Here is a 14,055-nt window from a genome sequence, read left to right on the forward strand (position 1 = left end):
CGGGGCAACTCGAAAGCAATAGTACCCTGAATCCTCGAAAATGATGGCTCATCATTAACCAGGGTTTTGAACTCAGGTCAACGAGTCGATGGTCGGACAATTGGGAACAAGATGGTTTCCCTGATTCCCAATCCAGTAAGTGCCATCAGAAGGCGATCGATTCCCATACCGGTTCCGGTGGTAGGCGGCATACCCTGCTCCATCGCAGCGAGGAACTCCTCGTCGAGAATCATCGCCTCGTCGTCGCCGGCCGCGGCGAGGCGCGCCTGATCCATGAAACGCTCACGTTGAATGATCGGGTCGACCAACTCCGAATACCCCGTCGCGAGTTCGAATCCGCGGATGTAGAGATCCCACTTCTCCGTCACACCCGGCAGGCTCCGGTGCTGACGGGTGAGTGGCGACGTCTCGACCGGGTAGTTCCGCACGAAGGTGGGCTCGTACAGCTGGTCGCCGCACTGGTGTTCCCACAGTTCCTCGACGAGCTTGCCGTGCCCGTATCCCTTGTCCTTGGGGATCTCGAGGCCGACCTTCGCAGCCAGTGCCAACAGGTCCTCGACGGGGGTGTCCGGGGTGACCTCGACGCTGATCGCCTCGGACAGCGACGGATACATCTCCATCGTTTTCCATTCGCCGCTGAGGTCGTATTCGGAGCCGTCGGCGAGCGTGACGACCTGGGAGCCGAACGCGCCCTGCGCAACCTCCTGGACGAGTTCGCGGATCATCTTCGCGGAATCGTCGTAAGTGCCGTACGCCTCGTACGTCTCGAGCATCGCGAACTCCGGTGAGTGCGTCGAGTCCACACCCTCGTTGCGGAAGTTTCGGTTGACCTCGAAGACCTTTTCGATACCGCCGACGACGCAGCGCTTGAGGAACAATTCCGGCGCGATTCGCAGATACAAATCGATGTCGAGGGCGTTCGAGTGAGTCACAAACGGCCGCGCCGCCGCACCGCCGTGCAGTGTCTGCAGCATCGGCGTCTCGACCTCGAGGAAGCCGCGACGCTCGAGCGCGTTGCGCAACTCCCGAACGACCTCGACCCGCTTGCGCGCCATCTCGCGGGCTTGTGGACGGACGATGAGATCCGCGTAGCGCTGCCGCACCCGGGACTCCTCGTTCATCTCCTTGTGCGCGACCGGCAGCGGACGCAGTGCCTTGGCCGCGATCTGCCACGCGTCGGCCATCACGCTCAGCTCTCCGCGCCGCGAGCTGATGACCTCGCCGTGGATGAACACGAAATCGCCGAGATCGACGTCGGACTTCCACGCCGCAAGGGCGTCCTCGCCGATCTTCGCGAGGCTCAACATCGCCTGCAGCTGAGTTCCGTCCCCCTCTTGCAGGGTCGCGAAGCACAGCTTGCCGGTGTTACGGAGGAAGATGACACGGCCGACCACGCCGACCATGTCGCCGGTGCTCGAGTCCGCCTCCAGTTCGGGGTACTTGGCGCGGATCTCCGAGAGCGAATGAGTGCGCGGAACCGATACCGGGTACGGCTCCTGGCCTTGGGCGAGCAGACGCTCCCGCTTCTCGCGGCGGATCCGGAGCTGCTCGGGGGTGTCGTCGACTGGCTGGGAAGGTGCATCACTCACGGGGTACAAGACTATAGGGCCGCATTCGCCGAGCGTGTGAGCCGGTAGCACGGCGGCCCCGAAGGGCGTCGAACGGGGATCCGGTCAGTGCGCCGAAACCGTGGCCAAGTCCCGGACGCAGTGCCGCTGCCCGAGCAGGGCACCCTGCAGGCCGGCCGCCTTGATGGCCTTGTAGCCGCCGACAAGGTCGGTGGCCTTGTGCAGCCCGAGCTGCCGAAGGGCAGCGGCCGCGAGGCTCGAGGTGTACCCCTCGGAGCACACGATCACCCACTCCACGTCGTGGTCGACAGCGAGCGCAAGGTGGGCGCTGCTGGTCGGGTCCAGGCGCCACTCGAGCACGTTTCGCTCGACCGCGAGCGCGCCCGGCAGCGTGCCCTCGAGCGCCCGCTGGGCCTGGGGTCGGATGTCCACGAAGATCGCGCCGCGTCGGACGGCCTCGGCGATCTCGAAGACGTACATGCGATCGATGTGGGTGCGGGCGTCGTCGAGCATTTGGTCGATGGTCACTTCAGGCTTCCTTCGAGCAGATCGGTCAGCTCGGCGCGAGCGCGACGCAACGCCCCGTGCCCGGCGACCTCGTAGTAGTTCATGGCTGCGTAGTAGGACACAGCGGCGAGCGGCAGTGAATGCGCATGCGCGTCCGAGGCGCCGTGATCGGTCATCCGCCGCAGATCAGCGGGAAGCAGTGGCGTGGGCAGCGAGGCCGCAACGTGTGCAGACGTGCGGACGCCTAAAGAATATGCAGAATGCACGAGTAGAGCTCCAGGAGAGTGAAAACGATCGAGGCAGCGTTCAGCCTCGACAACACTCCTGGGCACTCATGCAACGGAACACGTCGAGCATTCTGACACAACATCGACGTCGGGGGAACCCCCTCGTTCGAGTGACGCCGGCTACTCGGGTGGTCAGAGCTCGCTGCGGCGCGACTTCCTCCGTGCGAGATTTCGCTCGTAGACCAGGCGAAGACCTTCGAGCGTGAGGTCGGGCTCGTGATGCTCGATGGTCTCGCACTCGGGCATGATCAGCGGCGCACTGTCCCCCGTCGCGATCACCGCGACGTCCGGACCGCTGAAGGCTCCGAGTTCGCGCCGAACTCGGCACACCAAACCGTCTACCAGACCAGCGAATCCGAAGACGGCGCCCGACTGCATGCACTCGACCGTGTTCTTGCCGACCACCGACCGGGGCCGGAGCAGTTCGACCTTGCGCAATGCCGCGGACTGCGACGCCAATGCGTCCGTAGAGATCTCGAGGCCGGGCGCGATGGCGCCGCCGAGGAATTCACCCTTCGCGGATACCACGTCGACACACGTCGACGTGCCGAAATCTACTACGATGCAGGCACTCTCGTACATGTGGTGTACTGCAAGGGCGTTGACGATGCGGTCGGCGCCCACTTCCTTGGGATTGTCCACCAGCAGTGGGACCCCGGTGCGCACGCCGGGTTCCACGACCACATGCGGGACGTGATCCCAGTACCGGCCGAGCATTACGCGTATCTCGCGCAGCACCGACGGCACCGTCGAGAGTGCGGAGACACCGGTGATCTGATCGACGTGCCGGCCGAGCAGTCCGCGGAACTTGAGCGCCAACTCGTCGGCGGTCAGCCGCGCATCGGTCCGCATTCGCCAGTCCTGCACCAACTTCGAGTTGGAGCCGGTGCCGGTGAAGAGTCCAAGAACGATGTTGGTGTTCCGGACATCGACGGTGAGAAGCACCGCCCTACACCAGACTGGAGAGCATCCGCGGCGTGACCAGACCGGAGCCCTCGGGCGCGTGCGCCGGGTCCGATCCGAGGTCGACCGGCTTGTTGTCGCCGTCGACGAACACGACTCGTGGCGAGTACTCGCGGATCTCTTGTTCGTCCATCACGCCGTATGCGATGAGGATGACCAGATCACCCGGGTTGACCAGATGTGCTGCAGCACCATTGATCCCGATGACACCCGAGCCCCGCTGACCAGTGATCACGTAGGTCTCGAGGCGGGCGCCGTTGTCGATGTCGACGATCGTGACCTGCTCACCCTCGAGCAGGTCGGCGGCCTCCATCAGGTCCTGGTCGACGGTCACCGAGCCGACGTAGTGCAGGTCGGCGTGCGTGACCGTGGCACGGTGGATCTTCGACTTCATCATGGTGCGCAGCATGTTCGGCCCTTCGGTATTCAGTGGGAGAGGAGGTCGTCGACTGGGTAGGAGGACGTGGCGGGGTCGGTGGTGTCTCGCTCGAGGAACCCGGTACCGACCGCTACACCGACGTTGTCGATCAGTCGGGTGTCGCCGAACCGCGCCGCGACGAGGAGCCGGCCGTCGCCGCGCTCGGGCGCCGGACCGAGATCCACACCGCGGACCTCGAGGTAGTCCACCTCGACCTCGGGCGCGGAGGCGAGCACCTCGCGTGCGGCGGCGAGGATCCCCTCCGCCCCGCCGGACGCGGCGTGTGCGCCGGCGACCAGCGCAGCCGACAGCGTGGTGGCCAGCTGCCTCTGCTCCGGGTCGAGGTAGCGATTCCTCGAGGACAGTGCCAGACCGTCCTGCTCACGGACCGTGGGAACGCCGACGATCCGCACGTCGAAGTTGAGATCGCGCACCATCTGCCTGATCAGTGCGAGCTGCTGGTAATCCTTCTCGCCGAAGAACGCGGCGTTGGGCGCCGCGATCTGGAGCAGCTTGGCGACGACCGTGAGCATGCCCGCGAAGTGCGTCGGTCGGCTCTTGCCCTCGAGGTCGGCACCGAGCGGTCCCGGGAGGACGGTGGCACGGGGGCCGTCGGGGTACATCGTGGAGGCCGTCGGAGCGAAGACCAGCTCGACCCCGACCTCGCGCAGCAGTTCCAGATCCGCCTCGAGGGTGCGCGGGTAGGCGTCCAGATCCTCGCCCGCACCGAACTGCAGCGGATTGACGAAGATCGACACGATCACGACGGCGCCGGTCAGCTTCGCCTGTCGCACCAGCTCGAGGTGACCGGCATGCAGGGCACCCATGGTGGGGACCAGCGCCACCTGGCGCCCGACACCGCGCAGCGCCTTCGACACCCGCGTCATGACCTCGGGGTCGTGGTGCACGGTCAGTTCGCCGCGCTTGAATCCGCCCTGCACTGCAGGAGCATCGTTCCCAGTGCTCATCCTCGGCTCATCCTCCATCTTCGAGCATGTCCATCAGTTCCGGCTTCGCCCCCGCGCGCTGCGCAGTCCGCAGTGCAAAGGCCCGGTATCCCGCGGCCAGCCTCGGGTCGACGTCCTCGAGCACCTCGAGGTGCTTCGCAACGGCGTCCGCGTCACCGCGCGCCACGGGTCCGGTCAGCGCAGACTGCCCGCGCCGCAGGGCGTTGTCGAGGGCCGCCGACAGCAGCGGACCCAGCACCCGTTCCGGCAGCCCGTTCGGGTCGTCACCGACGAGTTCCTGGCCCAGCAGTTCCTGCCCCTCGAGCGCGACCCGCAGCGCCGCGACCGCGTCGACGACGAGCGTCACGAGGTGGTTGCTGCCGTGCGCGAGGGCTGCGTGATAGAGCGGGCGGACGTCCTCGCGGACCCGTACCGGCTCGCCACCGATCTCCAGGACGAGCGACTGCCCGATCGCATAGCCGATGTCGTCGGCCGCTGTGATCCCGAAACACGCGTCGGACAGCCGGACGGTGTCCTCGATGTGGCCGGTGAAGGTCATCGCGGGATGGATCGCCAGCGGCACGATGCCCTGCTCGGAGAGCGGTGCGAGAATGCCGATGCCGTTAGCGCCGGAAGTGTGGACGACGATCGTGCCGCGGCGAACCGACTCGGTTGCCGCCAGTCCGCCCACCAGTCCGGCGAGTTCGTCGTCGGGAACCGCGAGGATCAGCAGCTCTGCGCGGGCCGCGACCTCGGGAACGGGCAGGATCTCAGTGTCAGGGAGTCGTGTCTGCGCACGATGAACGGAGGCGCCGGAAACGGCTGAGCAGGCGACAACGACGTGCCCGACTCGCTCCAGCGCGGCGCCGATTGCTGTCCCGACCCGTCCCGCCGAGACGATACCGATCGTCAGTCGTGCAGGCGCGGGACCGTTGGCGATCCCAAAGGAGGCCACTTTCGTCCTCTCGTTCGTTCCAGTCCCGCACGGCGGGTACCAGACGTCCTGCGGAGAGAATAGCGCGTGGGAAGACGCGGACCACTGGCCACCGACGTGATCTACGGCTCACTTGGCGGCGAGAGCGAGTTCGATCTCGCCGGCGCTACCCTGCGGTGGGCTACTCGGCGCGATGACGTGTGTGCGGGGGCACCGCGCCCTCCCCCGTGTCGTCGGATTTGAGGTTCGCCATGATCTCGGCAACCGAAAGGCCGTTCGTGTGCGCGCCACCGGAGTCCTCGGCCAGCCGGCGCGCGCGACGCGACACCGGCCGCGGCGTCTCGGAGTGAGAAACCCTGAACTGTCCCTGTTCGTCCCGTTCCGGTGTGTGTGACGGGGCGGCGGGCGTGGGCGGCTCGGCCTTCGGCTCAGCGGTCTCGCCCATCGGACCAAGGCCGTACTCGGGCGCCAGTCTCGCAACAAGAGGCTCTTCCAGCGGAGTCTCCGGGCCGCCGAGGACAATGTCCGCGGCGGTGCTCTCGGCGGCCGCACCGGCTCTGTGGTTGGCCATAGGGCTGTCGAGGTGGTTGACGGCGGATCTGTCGAAGTCGTTGACGACAAGACCGTCAACGGCCTCGACGTCTATCGCCGGAATCACGGCAGTCGTCTCCGCCGTGACCGGGTCGTCGTACGGGGTTGCGAAACCGGGACCCTGGGGCGTCGGGTGCCGCGTCAGATCGGGGCTGGGAACCTGAGCATCGGGGCCGGACAGGTGAGCATTGGGGCCGGGAGGCTGAGCGCCCGGAACGAATAGGCCGGACGCGGCGGGGTGGTAGCTACCCGCCAACTCCTGGACTCGTGTCGACTCCGCGCGCAACGCCACGCGGTCCTCCGGTAGCCGACCGTCGAAGAGCATCTCGAGGTTCCGGCGAAGTGCAGAGAGCTCGTCGCGAAGCGCCTTGATGGTCTCGGCTTCGGCAGCCATCTCGCCCCGAACCCGGACCTCTACCCCGAGCTCGTACTCGCGGCGTGCGCTGATCTCGCGCTCCAGCTGTAGTTCGTACACCTTCTGCAGGTCACGAACCTTCGCCTTTTCCCGAGCGGACTCGCGCCGGTACTTGGTCATCGCTATCGCACCCAACGTTGCGGCCCACAACGCGACGACCAGGCCTACCCGAAGCAGTTTGACGCTGTCGCTGAAGATCATGAACAGTGACGCCGCAACGGCGAGCGACACAAGCCCGGCACTTATCATCTGGCTCGTAGTGCGTCGATTGCGGCGTACCGACTTGGCGCGACCCGAAACCGTCATGCAAATCAGGGTAGCCGCACGCGCCCGTAACCCAATCCGGATACAATAGTAGGTACAATCTGTCTGGGCCGCCCGGAGAGATCAGGGAGCTGGCTCGTCGGGCGGCACGTCGGGCGTCCGGCAACAGCGCTCGAGCCAAAGGGCCGCCAGCACCAGCAGGACCGCCGCGACCAGACCGACGATCGCACCCGGACTGTCGGACACCGCGGCCCGCAGCTGTGAGCGCTGCGGCCACAGATAGACGAGCAATCCCGCCCATACGCCCGCACTGGCGGCACCGACCAGCGCCGACGCCTTCGCCAGCGCTGCTGTGCGCGCGGCCGTGATCGGATGCAACTGTCGGGGACCAGGACCGATCGCGTGGTCGCGAATCCTCGCCCGGATCACGAACGCCAGCACCGCCTCGATGAGGGCAACCGGGTACAGCGACGCCCCGGCGTAGACGGGAATCGGGGGAATGGACCCGTACGCGACACGGACCAGCAACCAGGTCGCCACCGCGGCGAGCAGTGCCAGCGATAACAAGTCCCAGATCCGGGTCGGTTTCATCACAGCTACCGTAGTTCCAGTTGCCGCGTCGTCCGTCGAACTCCGGCCCTTTCGGCCACGTCGAGACGTCCGAGCAAGTCGTCGACCCGCACTTCGGTCCCATCGACGTCGAGGGTCGCATCCGGTTCGACATCGAGCCACGGAACCAACACGAACGCCCGCTCGAGGGCGCGTGGATGAGGCAGCGTCAGCTCGGGATCATCGCTGCAGATCCCGTCGCACGTCACGACGTCCACATCCAATGTGCGTGGGCCCCAACGTTGCTCCCGCACCCGCTCCGCCGCGGCCTCGAGTTGCTGTCCGCGCCGCAACCAGTTCCGACAGTCGGCGCCGGGATCGTCCACGATCAGGATGGCATTGAGGAAGTCCTGCTGTTCGACGCCACCCCACGGCGCCGTCGCATAAACGGGTGAGATCGCGACGATCCACTCACGCAGGCCGTCCACCACCGTCTGCAGATACGCGAGGCTGTCCCCGATGTTGGAACCGATGGACAGCACCGCCCGGCTCAACAGGTGGCCTCGGCAGCGGTGCGCGACCGTGTAGCAACCACAGCGACGTCCGCGAACGTCAACGGAATCGGTGCGGACGGCTTGTGCAGCACCACCTCGACACGCTGGACGCGCGCATCACGCATGACGTCGTCGGCGACCTCCCCGGCGACGGTCTCGATGAGATCCCGCGACGGTCCCGCGACGATCGCGGCCGCGCGCCGGGCGAGATCACCGTAGTCGAAGGTGTCCTCGAGGTTGTCGGACGCCGCGGCCGGCGCGAGATCCATCCACAGAGTCACGTCGACGAAAAACTCCTGCCCGTCCCGCTTCTCATGATCGAAGACGCCATGGTTGCCGCGGACCTTCAGTCCCCGCAACTCGATTCGATCGCCACAGATGTCATTCATCCGTCACCTCCCGGCTCCCGAACGTTGACTACCCCGCTCCCAGGCACCCGCGACGGCTATCGCGTCGAGCGACGCCTGGGCGTCGTGGACCCGCACACCCCAGGCGCCGTTCGTGACCGCCAGGGCCGAGATCACTGCGGTCGCGACTTCGCGGCCGGACGGCGGCCGGTCGGTTCCGTCCGCACTTGCCAGCAGCGACCCGAGGAACCGCTTGCGGGACGCCCCGATGAGGACCGGGAACCCCAGTTCGGCCAGTTCGGGAAGTCGGTGCAGAAGCTGCCAGTTGTGGTCGGCGGCCTTGACGAAACCGAGGCCCGGATCGAGCACGAGCGCTCTCGGGTCCACGCCGGCCGCCACCGCGGCGTCCACCTGAACCATCAACTCGTCGCGCACCTCACGGACCACGTCGTCGTAATGCGACGATCCACCGGCGTGAACGAACTCGCCCGCGGGACGCCAGTGCATCAGTATCCAGGGCACGTGGGCCTCCGCGACGACGCGTGCCATGTCGACATCCGCGCGGCCACCGGAGACGTCGTTGACTATCGATACTCCGGCTTCGATCGCCGCTCGAGCCACCGACGCCCGCATCGTGTCGACGCTGACGGTTACACCCTCGGCAGCGAGTGCGGCGATTACCGGTACAACCCGTCCCGCCTCGACCTCGGGATCGACACGGGTAGCACCCGGGCGAGTCGACTCGCCACCGACGTCGACGACGTCGACCCCGAGTCGCTGCAGGTGCAGGCCGTGCTCGACAGCGGCGTCGCGGTCGAGGAATTTGCCGCCGTCGGAAAACGAATCGACAGTCACGTTGAGGACTCCCATGACGATGGGACGTCCGAGGTCAGGTAGGGCGATCACCTGCGGAGGATCAGATCGAGAGCCTCGGCGCGGGAGGCGGAGCTCGTCTGAAACTGCCCACGCACCGCTGACGTCGTGGTGCTCGCGCCCGGCTTACGGATGCCGCGCATCGCCATGCACAGATGCTCGGCCTCGACCACGACGATCACACCACGCGGATCGAGTTTGCTCATGAGGGCGTCCGCGATCTGGCTGGTGAGCCGTTCCTGCACCTGCGGGCGCTTGGCGTACAGATCCACCAGCCGCGCCAGCTTCGACAGTCCCGTCAGCCGGCCCGTCGGCCCGGGAATGTAGCCGATGTGCGCGACCCCGTGGAACGAGACGAGGTGATGCTCGCATGTCGAGTACAACGGGATGTCTCGGACCAGCACGAGTTCTTGATGGCCCTCGTCGAACGTCGTGTCGAGGACGTCGTCAGGATCGGTATAGAGGCCGGCGAATACTTCGCGGTAGGCGCGGGCCACCCGAGCCGGAGTGTCGAGGAGCCCCGGACGATCGGGATCCTCGCCTACCGCGATCAGCAGCTCGCGCACGGCCGCCTCGGCGCGCGCCTGATCGAACGGCCTCCCAGTCATGAGCGCTACCGACTCACTCCCCAGCTGATTCACCGACAACCGACGTACCTCCAGTATTGGGGCTCAGCGCCCCGGACCATACGGGTGTGCCGAGTCTGAGCCTAGCTGTGGGCCGATTACTGCGGGCCGGTCGGCCCCTCCCAGACCTGCGTCGGAGTATCACTGTCGGACCGTCCGCTCCCCCTATCGCCAGGTGGACGGCCCGAGCCGTCCTCGGGCCCGGCAGGGCGCTGGTGGGACGGATCCCACTGCGGGTGCTGGTGCCGTCCACCTTGCTGACCGTGGCCACTGTCAGCCCGCTGACCATGACCGCCGTCAGCCCGCTGACCATGACCACTGTCAGCCCGCTGACCATGACCGCCGTCGGCCGGTTCGCGGGGCGGCCAACCCGGAGCGGACCAGCCCGCCGGAGCGCCGTAGTCGGGACGGGTCCCCTGAACCGGCGGCACGGGAGGCTGCGCAGGACCCTGTTGCGCAGGACCCGGTTGTGCTGGTCCCGGTTGTGACGGAGGCCGGCCGTAGGAAGGCTCTGCGGTGGCGTTCCCGTTGAACGGAGGCGCCGTTTGGCGCTGCGCGAACGTCGGCTGTGCCTCCCGCACCGGCTCGGGCGCCGGCGGCCACGTATCGCCCCGCTCGATCGCAAGCTCTCGCGGCGTCTTGATCGGCGGCTTGTCGGACGGCGTGCGGTCACCGAAAACGTCGAACTCAGTGATCCGTGGGCGCTTCTCCACCGTCGTGAAGATCTTCTCGAGGTCCTTGCGCGTCAGGGTCTCATGCTCGAGCAGCTGGCCGGCCAGCTCGTCCAGGACGTCGCGGTACTCGTTCAGGATCGACCACGCTTCCGTGTGCGCGGCCTCGATGAGCTTGCGTACTTCCTCGTCGATCTCCCGAGCGATCTCGTGCGAGTAGTCGGAGTTCATGCCCATCGTGCGGCCCAGGAACGGGTCGCCCTGTTCTTGCCCGTAGCGGACCGCACCGAGCTTGGCGCTCATGCCGTACTCGGTCACCATGGCCCGGGCGATCTTGGTGGCTTGGTCGATGTCGGACGAGGCACCGGTCGTCGGCTCGTGGAATACGAGTTCCTCGGCGGCGCGACCACCCATCGCCATGACCAGGCGCGCAATCATCTCCGACCGCGTCATCAGGCCCTTGTCGTCCTCGGGAACGGTCATCGCGTGACCCCCGGTGCGTCCTCGCGCAAGGATCGTGACCTTGTAGATCGGCTCGATGTCGGGCATCGCCCACGCCGCGAGCGTGTGACCACCTTCGTGGTACGCGGTGATCTTCTTCTCGTGCTCGGAGATGATCCGGCTCTTGCGGCGCGGACCGCCGATCACCCGGTCGACGGACTCCTCGAGCGAGGTCTCCGTGATCACGGTCCCATTCTCGCGAGCCGTTAGCAGCGCGGCCTCGTTGATCACGTTCGCCAGGTCGGCACCCGACATACCGACGGTGCGCTTGGCGAGGCCCTCGAGATCGGCATTGGGGTCGAGCGGCTTGCCCTGCGAGTGCACCGCGAGGATCGCCCGTCGCCCTGCCAGGTCGGGGGCGCTGACCGGGATCTGACGGTCGAAGCGCCCAGGGCGCAGTAGTGCCGGGTCGAGGATGTCGGGGCGGTTCGTCGCGGCGATCAGGATGATGCCGGTGCGGTCACCGAAGCCGTCCATCTCGACGAGCAGCTGGTTGAGGGTCTGCTCACGCTCGTCGTGTCCGCCGCCCAGGCCCGCGCCGCGCTGCCGACCGACGGCGTCGATCTCGTCGACGAAGATGATGCACGGGCTGTTCTGCTTCGCCTGTTCGAACAGGTCACGCACACGCGAGGCGCCGACACCGACGAACATTTCGACGAAGTCCGAACCCGAAATCGTGAAGAAGGGGACACCGGCCTCGCCTGCGACGGCCCGCGCGAGCAGCGTCTTACCCGTGCCGGGCGGGCCATAGAGCAGCACACCCTTCGGAATCTTGGCGCCCAGTGCCTGGTAGCGCGCGGGATGCTGCAGGAAGTCCTTTATCTCGTAGAGTTCCTCGACCGCCTCGTCGGCGCCCGCGACGTCCGCGAAGGTGGTGCTGGGCAGATCCTTCGACAGTTGCTTGGCCTTGGACTTGCCGAAGCCCATCATTCCGCCGCGGCCACCGCCCTGCATGCGGTTCATCACGAACAAGAAGATGCCCAGCAGGATGATCATCGGCAGCACGAAGAGCAGCATCGAGGTCAGCCAGCTCTCCTGCGTGACGCTGGTGTTGAACTCCTGCAGTCCCGAACCCGAGACCTTGTCGAAGATCTGCTCGGACGCCGCTTCCGGATACTTGGCGATGATCTCGGTGCTGCCCTCGGTGGCGTCGTTACCGCTCTTGAGCCACAGGCGGACCTGCTGTTCGCGGTCGTCGATCTGCGCCTTGTCGACATTGTTGGCGTCGAGTTGCGCGATCGCCACCGAGGTGTCGACCGACTTGAACCCCCGCGTGTCGTTGCCGAAGAAGCTGAAGGCGTAAATGACCAACAGGACACCGGCGACTATCGCCAGGTTGCGGAACACAGTCTTGCGGTTCATACAGGTTCGGCCACCGCGGCCGGTCCTTTCGATAGTGCGGGCGGTCGTGCAGGTACGTGATCACCGTTCCGGCTGGCCAGACGAGCGGATGTCCCACTGTCCGGACACCTCAGATTACCGCGGACGAAGATGCTCGATGCCTGGTAGCAGCCAGCTGTCCCGGTTACGTCCCCTGGAAGTATCGTCATCAGTTTCAACGCGCTTCACCCCCGTCTCGGTTCCCGGTCTGGGACGTACGCCACCCGCCCGGGACGAACGTGCGCATCTCACACAGGCGAGTGACGCAACCAGCCCTGCCGATGTTCGATCTCGGCCGCCACCGCGAGCACAGTCCGCTCCCCGCCGGGCGGCGCGACGATCTGCACCGCCAGCGGTGTCCGGGACGCGGAGTGCATACCGACCGGAACGCTTGCTGCCGGCCAGCCGAGAACGTTCCACATCGCACTGAACGGCGCATACCGGACGTTTGCGACAACGTTGGACAGCCAGGACTTCTCGCTCCACGAAAGTGCCGCGACCGGGGGCTGCGCGAGAGACGGCGTCACCACGACGTCGTAGGCCGAGAAGAACGACCGCATCTTGGCCTCGATGCGGTCCACCTGCGACTGCCGCACCAGCCCTGCCCGTTTGATCATCCGACCGACCGCGGCGTGCCTGCGGGTGCGTCGTTGCAGCAGGGCCGGATCGAGTTCGGCAGCGTCGTCTGCGGTCCCGGCCATCCAGCGCGCGAACGCCGCCGTCATGTTGGGCGGATACGGCACCCGCGTCTGCGACGTACGGTGCCCGGCCTCGGCGAGCAGCGCCGCAGTTTTCTCGACGCCGCTCGCCCACTGGCCGTCGACCCGCAAGATCGGCGACGGCGCGTTGACAGCCACGCCGACCCGCAGCGGCCGCGACTGAGGGATCCGACCGAGGTCGGGCTCGTCGGCCAGCACCGAGAGCATCAGGGCCGCGTCCTCGACGGTCGACGCGATCGGCCCGTTCTCCGACATCCCGAACCACGAGTGCTCGCCCAGCTCGGACGGCACAACACCGCGCCCGGGCTTGATGCCGAAGACACCACATGCGGCCGACGGAATCCTGATCGAACCCATGCCGTCAGCGGCCAACGCGATCGGCACCATGCCGGCAGCGACGGCGGCGGCGGAACCACCGGACGATCCTCCGGGCACACGGTCCGGGTTCCACGGATTGCGGGTGATCACACCCGGCGAGTCGACGGCACCCCACACGCAGAGTTCCGGGACTGCGGTCAAACCGACCGGGATGGCGCCGGCCGCCCGCAACCTGGCGACGGTCGGATGGTCGCTCGCGGACGGGTTCGGATCCGTCGCAACCGAACCGTCACGCATGGGTTCGCCCTGAACCTGAACATTGTCCTTGATCGCGACGGGAACCCCGGCGAGGGGCAGGCTCGAGAGGTCGGGGCGGCCGGCGAGCGCCTCGGCTTCAGCCCGGGCCCGCTCCCTCAGCACGCGCACGAACGCGTGGATCCTCGAATCACGCTGTTCGATGCGGGCGAGGGCATCGTCGACGGCAGCGACCGGAGACAGCGCCCCGGCACGCACTCGACTGGCGATGGAAACGGCAGTGAACTCGTCGACTGTGGACTTCTCAGCAGTAGGCCCCTCGGCACCCGGATCTCGCACCTGCCGAGTATGACGCCAACGGCGATATC

General features: G+C 66.8%; 15 protein-coding genes. All 15 read right to left on the bottom strand.

Translation table 11 applies throughout. The annotated features are described in order from the left end of the window. Positions 1 to 77 precede the first annotated feature (77 nt). The 15 genes from lysS to EF834_RS04475 all read right to left on the bottom strand — a co-directional run bounded on the left by lysS (position 78) and on the right by EF834_RS04475 (position 14,026). Positions 78 to 1,589, bottom strand: coding sequence for a lysine--tRNA ligase (gene lysS, locus EF834_RS04405; RefSeq protein ID WP_127945962.1), 1,512 nt, complete (start codon positions 1,587 to 1,589; stop codon positions 78 to 80). 84 nt (positions 1,590 to 1,673) lie between these two features. Next, a complete protein-coding gene (locus EF834_RS04410; protein WP_127945963.1) occupies positions 1,674 to 2,096 on the bottom strand; it encodes a rhodanese-like domain-containing protein in 423 nt (140 codons plus the stop codon). Beyond that, complete coding sequence (locus EF834_RS18450) at positions 2,093 to 2,341, bottom strand: hypothetical protein (RefSeq protein ID WP_235870982.1); 249 nt, start codon at positions 2,339 to 2,341, stop codon at positions 2,093 to 2,095. Before EF834_RS18450 ends, EF834_RS04410 begins: the two co-directional genes overlap by 4 nt. Positions 2,342 to 2,494: 153 nt before the next feature. Further along, positions 2,495 to 3,307, bottom strand: a complete 813-nt coding sequence (locus EF834_RS04420; RefSeq protein WP_127945964.1) for a type III pantothenate kinase — start codon at positions 3,305 to 3,307, stop codon at positions 2,495 to 2,497. A gap of 4 nt (positions 3,308 to 3,311) precedes the next feature. Further along, positions 3,312 to 3,734: an aspartate 1-decarboxylase gene (gene panD / locus EF834_RS04425; protein WP_127945965.1), complete on the bottom strand. Its 423-nt coding sequence runs from the start codon at positions 3,732 to 3,734 to the stop codon at positions 3,312 to 3,314. Positions 3,735 to 3,751: 17 nt separating this feature from the next. Beyond that, on the bottom strand, positions 3,752 to 4,711 hold the full coding sequence (gene panC, locus EF834_RS04430; protein ID WP_127945966.1) for a pantoate--beta-alanine ligase: 960 nt from the start codon (positions 4,709 to 4,711) through the stop codon (positions 3,752 to 3,754). A gap of 7 nt (positions 4,712 to 4,718) precedes the next feature. After that, a complete protein-coding gene (locus tag EF834_RS04435; protein WP_127945967.1) occupies positions 4,719 to 5,645 on the bottom strand; it encodes a Rossmann-like and DUF2520 domain-containing protein in 927 nt (308 codons plus the stop codon). 160 nt (positions 5,646 to 5,805) lie between these two features. Continuing rightward, positions 5,806 to 6,936: a DUF6779 domain-containing protein gene (locus tag EF834_RS04440; protein ID WP_127945968.1), complete on the bottom strand. Its 1,131-nt coding sequence runs from the start codon at positions 6,934 to 6,936 to the stop codon at positions 5,806 to 5,808. Between the two features lie 81 nt (positions 6,937 to 7,017). Continuing rightward, positions 7,018 to 7,485: a DUF3180 domain-containing protein gene (locus tag EF834_RS04445; RefSeq protein WP_127945969.1), complete on the bottom strand. Its 468-nt coding sequence runs from the start codon at positions 7,483 to 7,485 to the stop codon at positions 7,018 to 7,020. Positions 7,486 to 7,490: 5 nt separating this feature from the next. Further along, the gene (gene folK, locus EF834_RS04450) at positions 7,491 to 7,997 is read right to left on the bottom strand and encodes a 2-amino-4-hydroxy-6-hydroxymethyldihydropteridine diphosphokinase (RefSeq protein ID WP_127945970.1); all 507 of its coding nucleotides are present in this window, start codon (positions 7,995 to 7,997) and stop codon (positions 7,491 to 7,493) included. Then, on the bottom strand, positions 7,994 to 8,386 hold the full coding sequence (gene folB, locus EF834_RS04455; protein ID WP_127945971.1) for a dihydroneopterin aldolase: 393 nt from the start codon (positions 8,384 to 8,386) through the stop codon (positions 7,994 to 7,996). The genes folK and folB overlap by 4 nt, the downstream gene beginning before the upstream one ends. 3 nt (positions 8,387 to 8,389) lie before the next feature. Next, the gene (folP, locus tag EF834_RS04460) at positions 8,390 to 9,214 is read right to left on the bottom strand and encodes a dihydropteroate synthase (RefSeq protein WP_127946076.1); all 825 of its coding nucleotides are present in this window, start codon (positions 9,212 to 9,214) and stop codon (positions 8,390 to 8,392) included. Positions 9,215 to 9,246: 32 nt separating this feature from the next. Further along, positions 9,247 to 9,825 (bottom strand): GTP cyclohydrolase I FolE, encoded by a 579-nt coding sequence (gene folE, locus EF834_RS04465; protein ID WP_408014461.1) that lies wholly within the window; start codon positions 9,823 to 9,825, stop codon positions 9,247 to 9,249. Between the two features lie 116 nt (positions 9,826 to 9,941). After that, positions 9,942 to 12,377, bottom strand: a complete 2,436-nt coding sequence (ftsH, locus tag EF834_RS04470; protein WP_127945973.1) for an ATP-dependent zinc metalloprotease FtsH — start codon at positions 12,375 to 12,377, stop codon at positions 9,942 to 9,944. Between the two features lie 266 nt (positions 12,378 to 12,643). Beyond that, positions 12,644 to 14,026, bottom strand: coding sequence for an amidase (locus EF834_RS04475; protein ID WP_127945974.1), 1,383 nt, complete (start codon positions 14,024 to 14,026; stop codon positions 12,644 to 12,646). Positions 14,027 to 14,055 lie beyond the last annotated feature (29 nt).

Source organism: Rhodococcus spongiicola, from assembly GCF_004011835.1.
Lineage (GTDB): Bacteria > Actinomycetota > Actinomycetes > Mycobacteriales > Mycobacteriaceae > Prescottella > Prescottella spongiicola.

Excerpts from the sequence above, each read along its gene's own strand:
- panD (WP_127945965.1), bottom strand. The coding sequence starts at position 3,734 with ATGCTGCGCACCATGATGAAGTCGAAGATCCACCGTGCCACGGTCACG.
- panC (WP_127945966.1), bottom strand. The coding sequence starts at position 4,711 with ATGAGCACTGGGAACGATGCTCCTGCAGTGCAGGGCGGATTCAAGCGC.
- EF834_RS04440 (WP_127945968.1), bottom strand. The coding sequence starts at position 6,936 with ATGACGGTTTCGGGTCGCGCCAAGTCGGTACGCCGCAATCGACGCACT.
- EF834_RS04445 (WP_127945969.1), bottom strand. The coding sequence starts at position 7,485 with ATGAAACCGACCCGGATCTGGGACTTGTTATCGCTGGCACTGCTCGCC.
- folB (WP_127945971.1), bottom strand. The coding sequence starts at position 8,386 with ATGAATGACATCTGTGGCGATCGAATCGAGTTGCGGGGACTGAAGGTC.
- folP (WP_127946076.1), bottom strand. The coding sequence starts at position 9,214 with ATGGGAGTCCTCAACGTGACTGTCGATTCGTTTTCCGACGGCGGCAAA.
- folE (WP_408014461.1), bottom strand. The coding sequence starts at position 9,825 with ATGACTGGGAGGCCGTTCGATCAGGCGCGCGCCGAGGCGGCCGTGCGC.
- ftsH (WP_127945973.1), bottom strand. The coding sequence starts at position 12,377 with ATGAACCGCAAGACTGTGTTCCGCAACCTGGCGATAGTCGCCGGTGTC.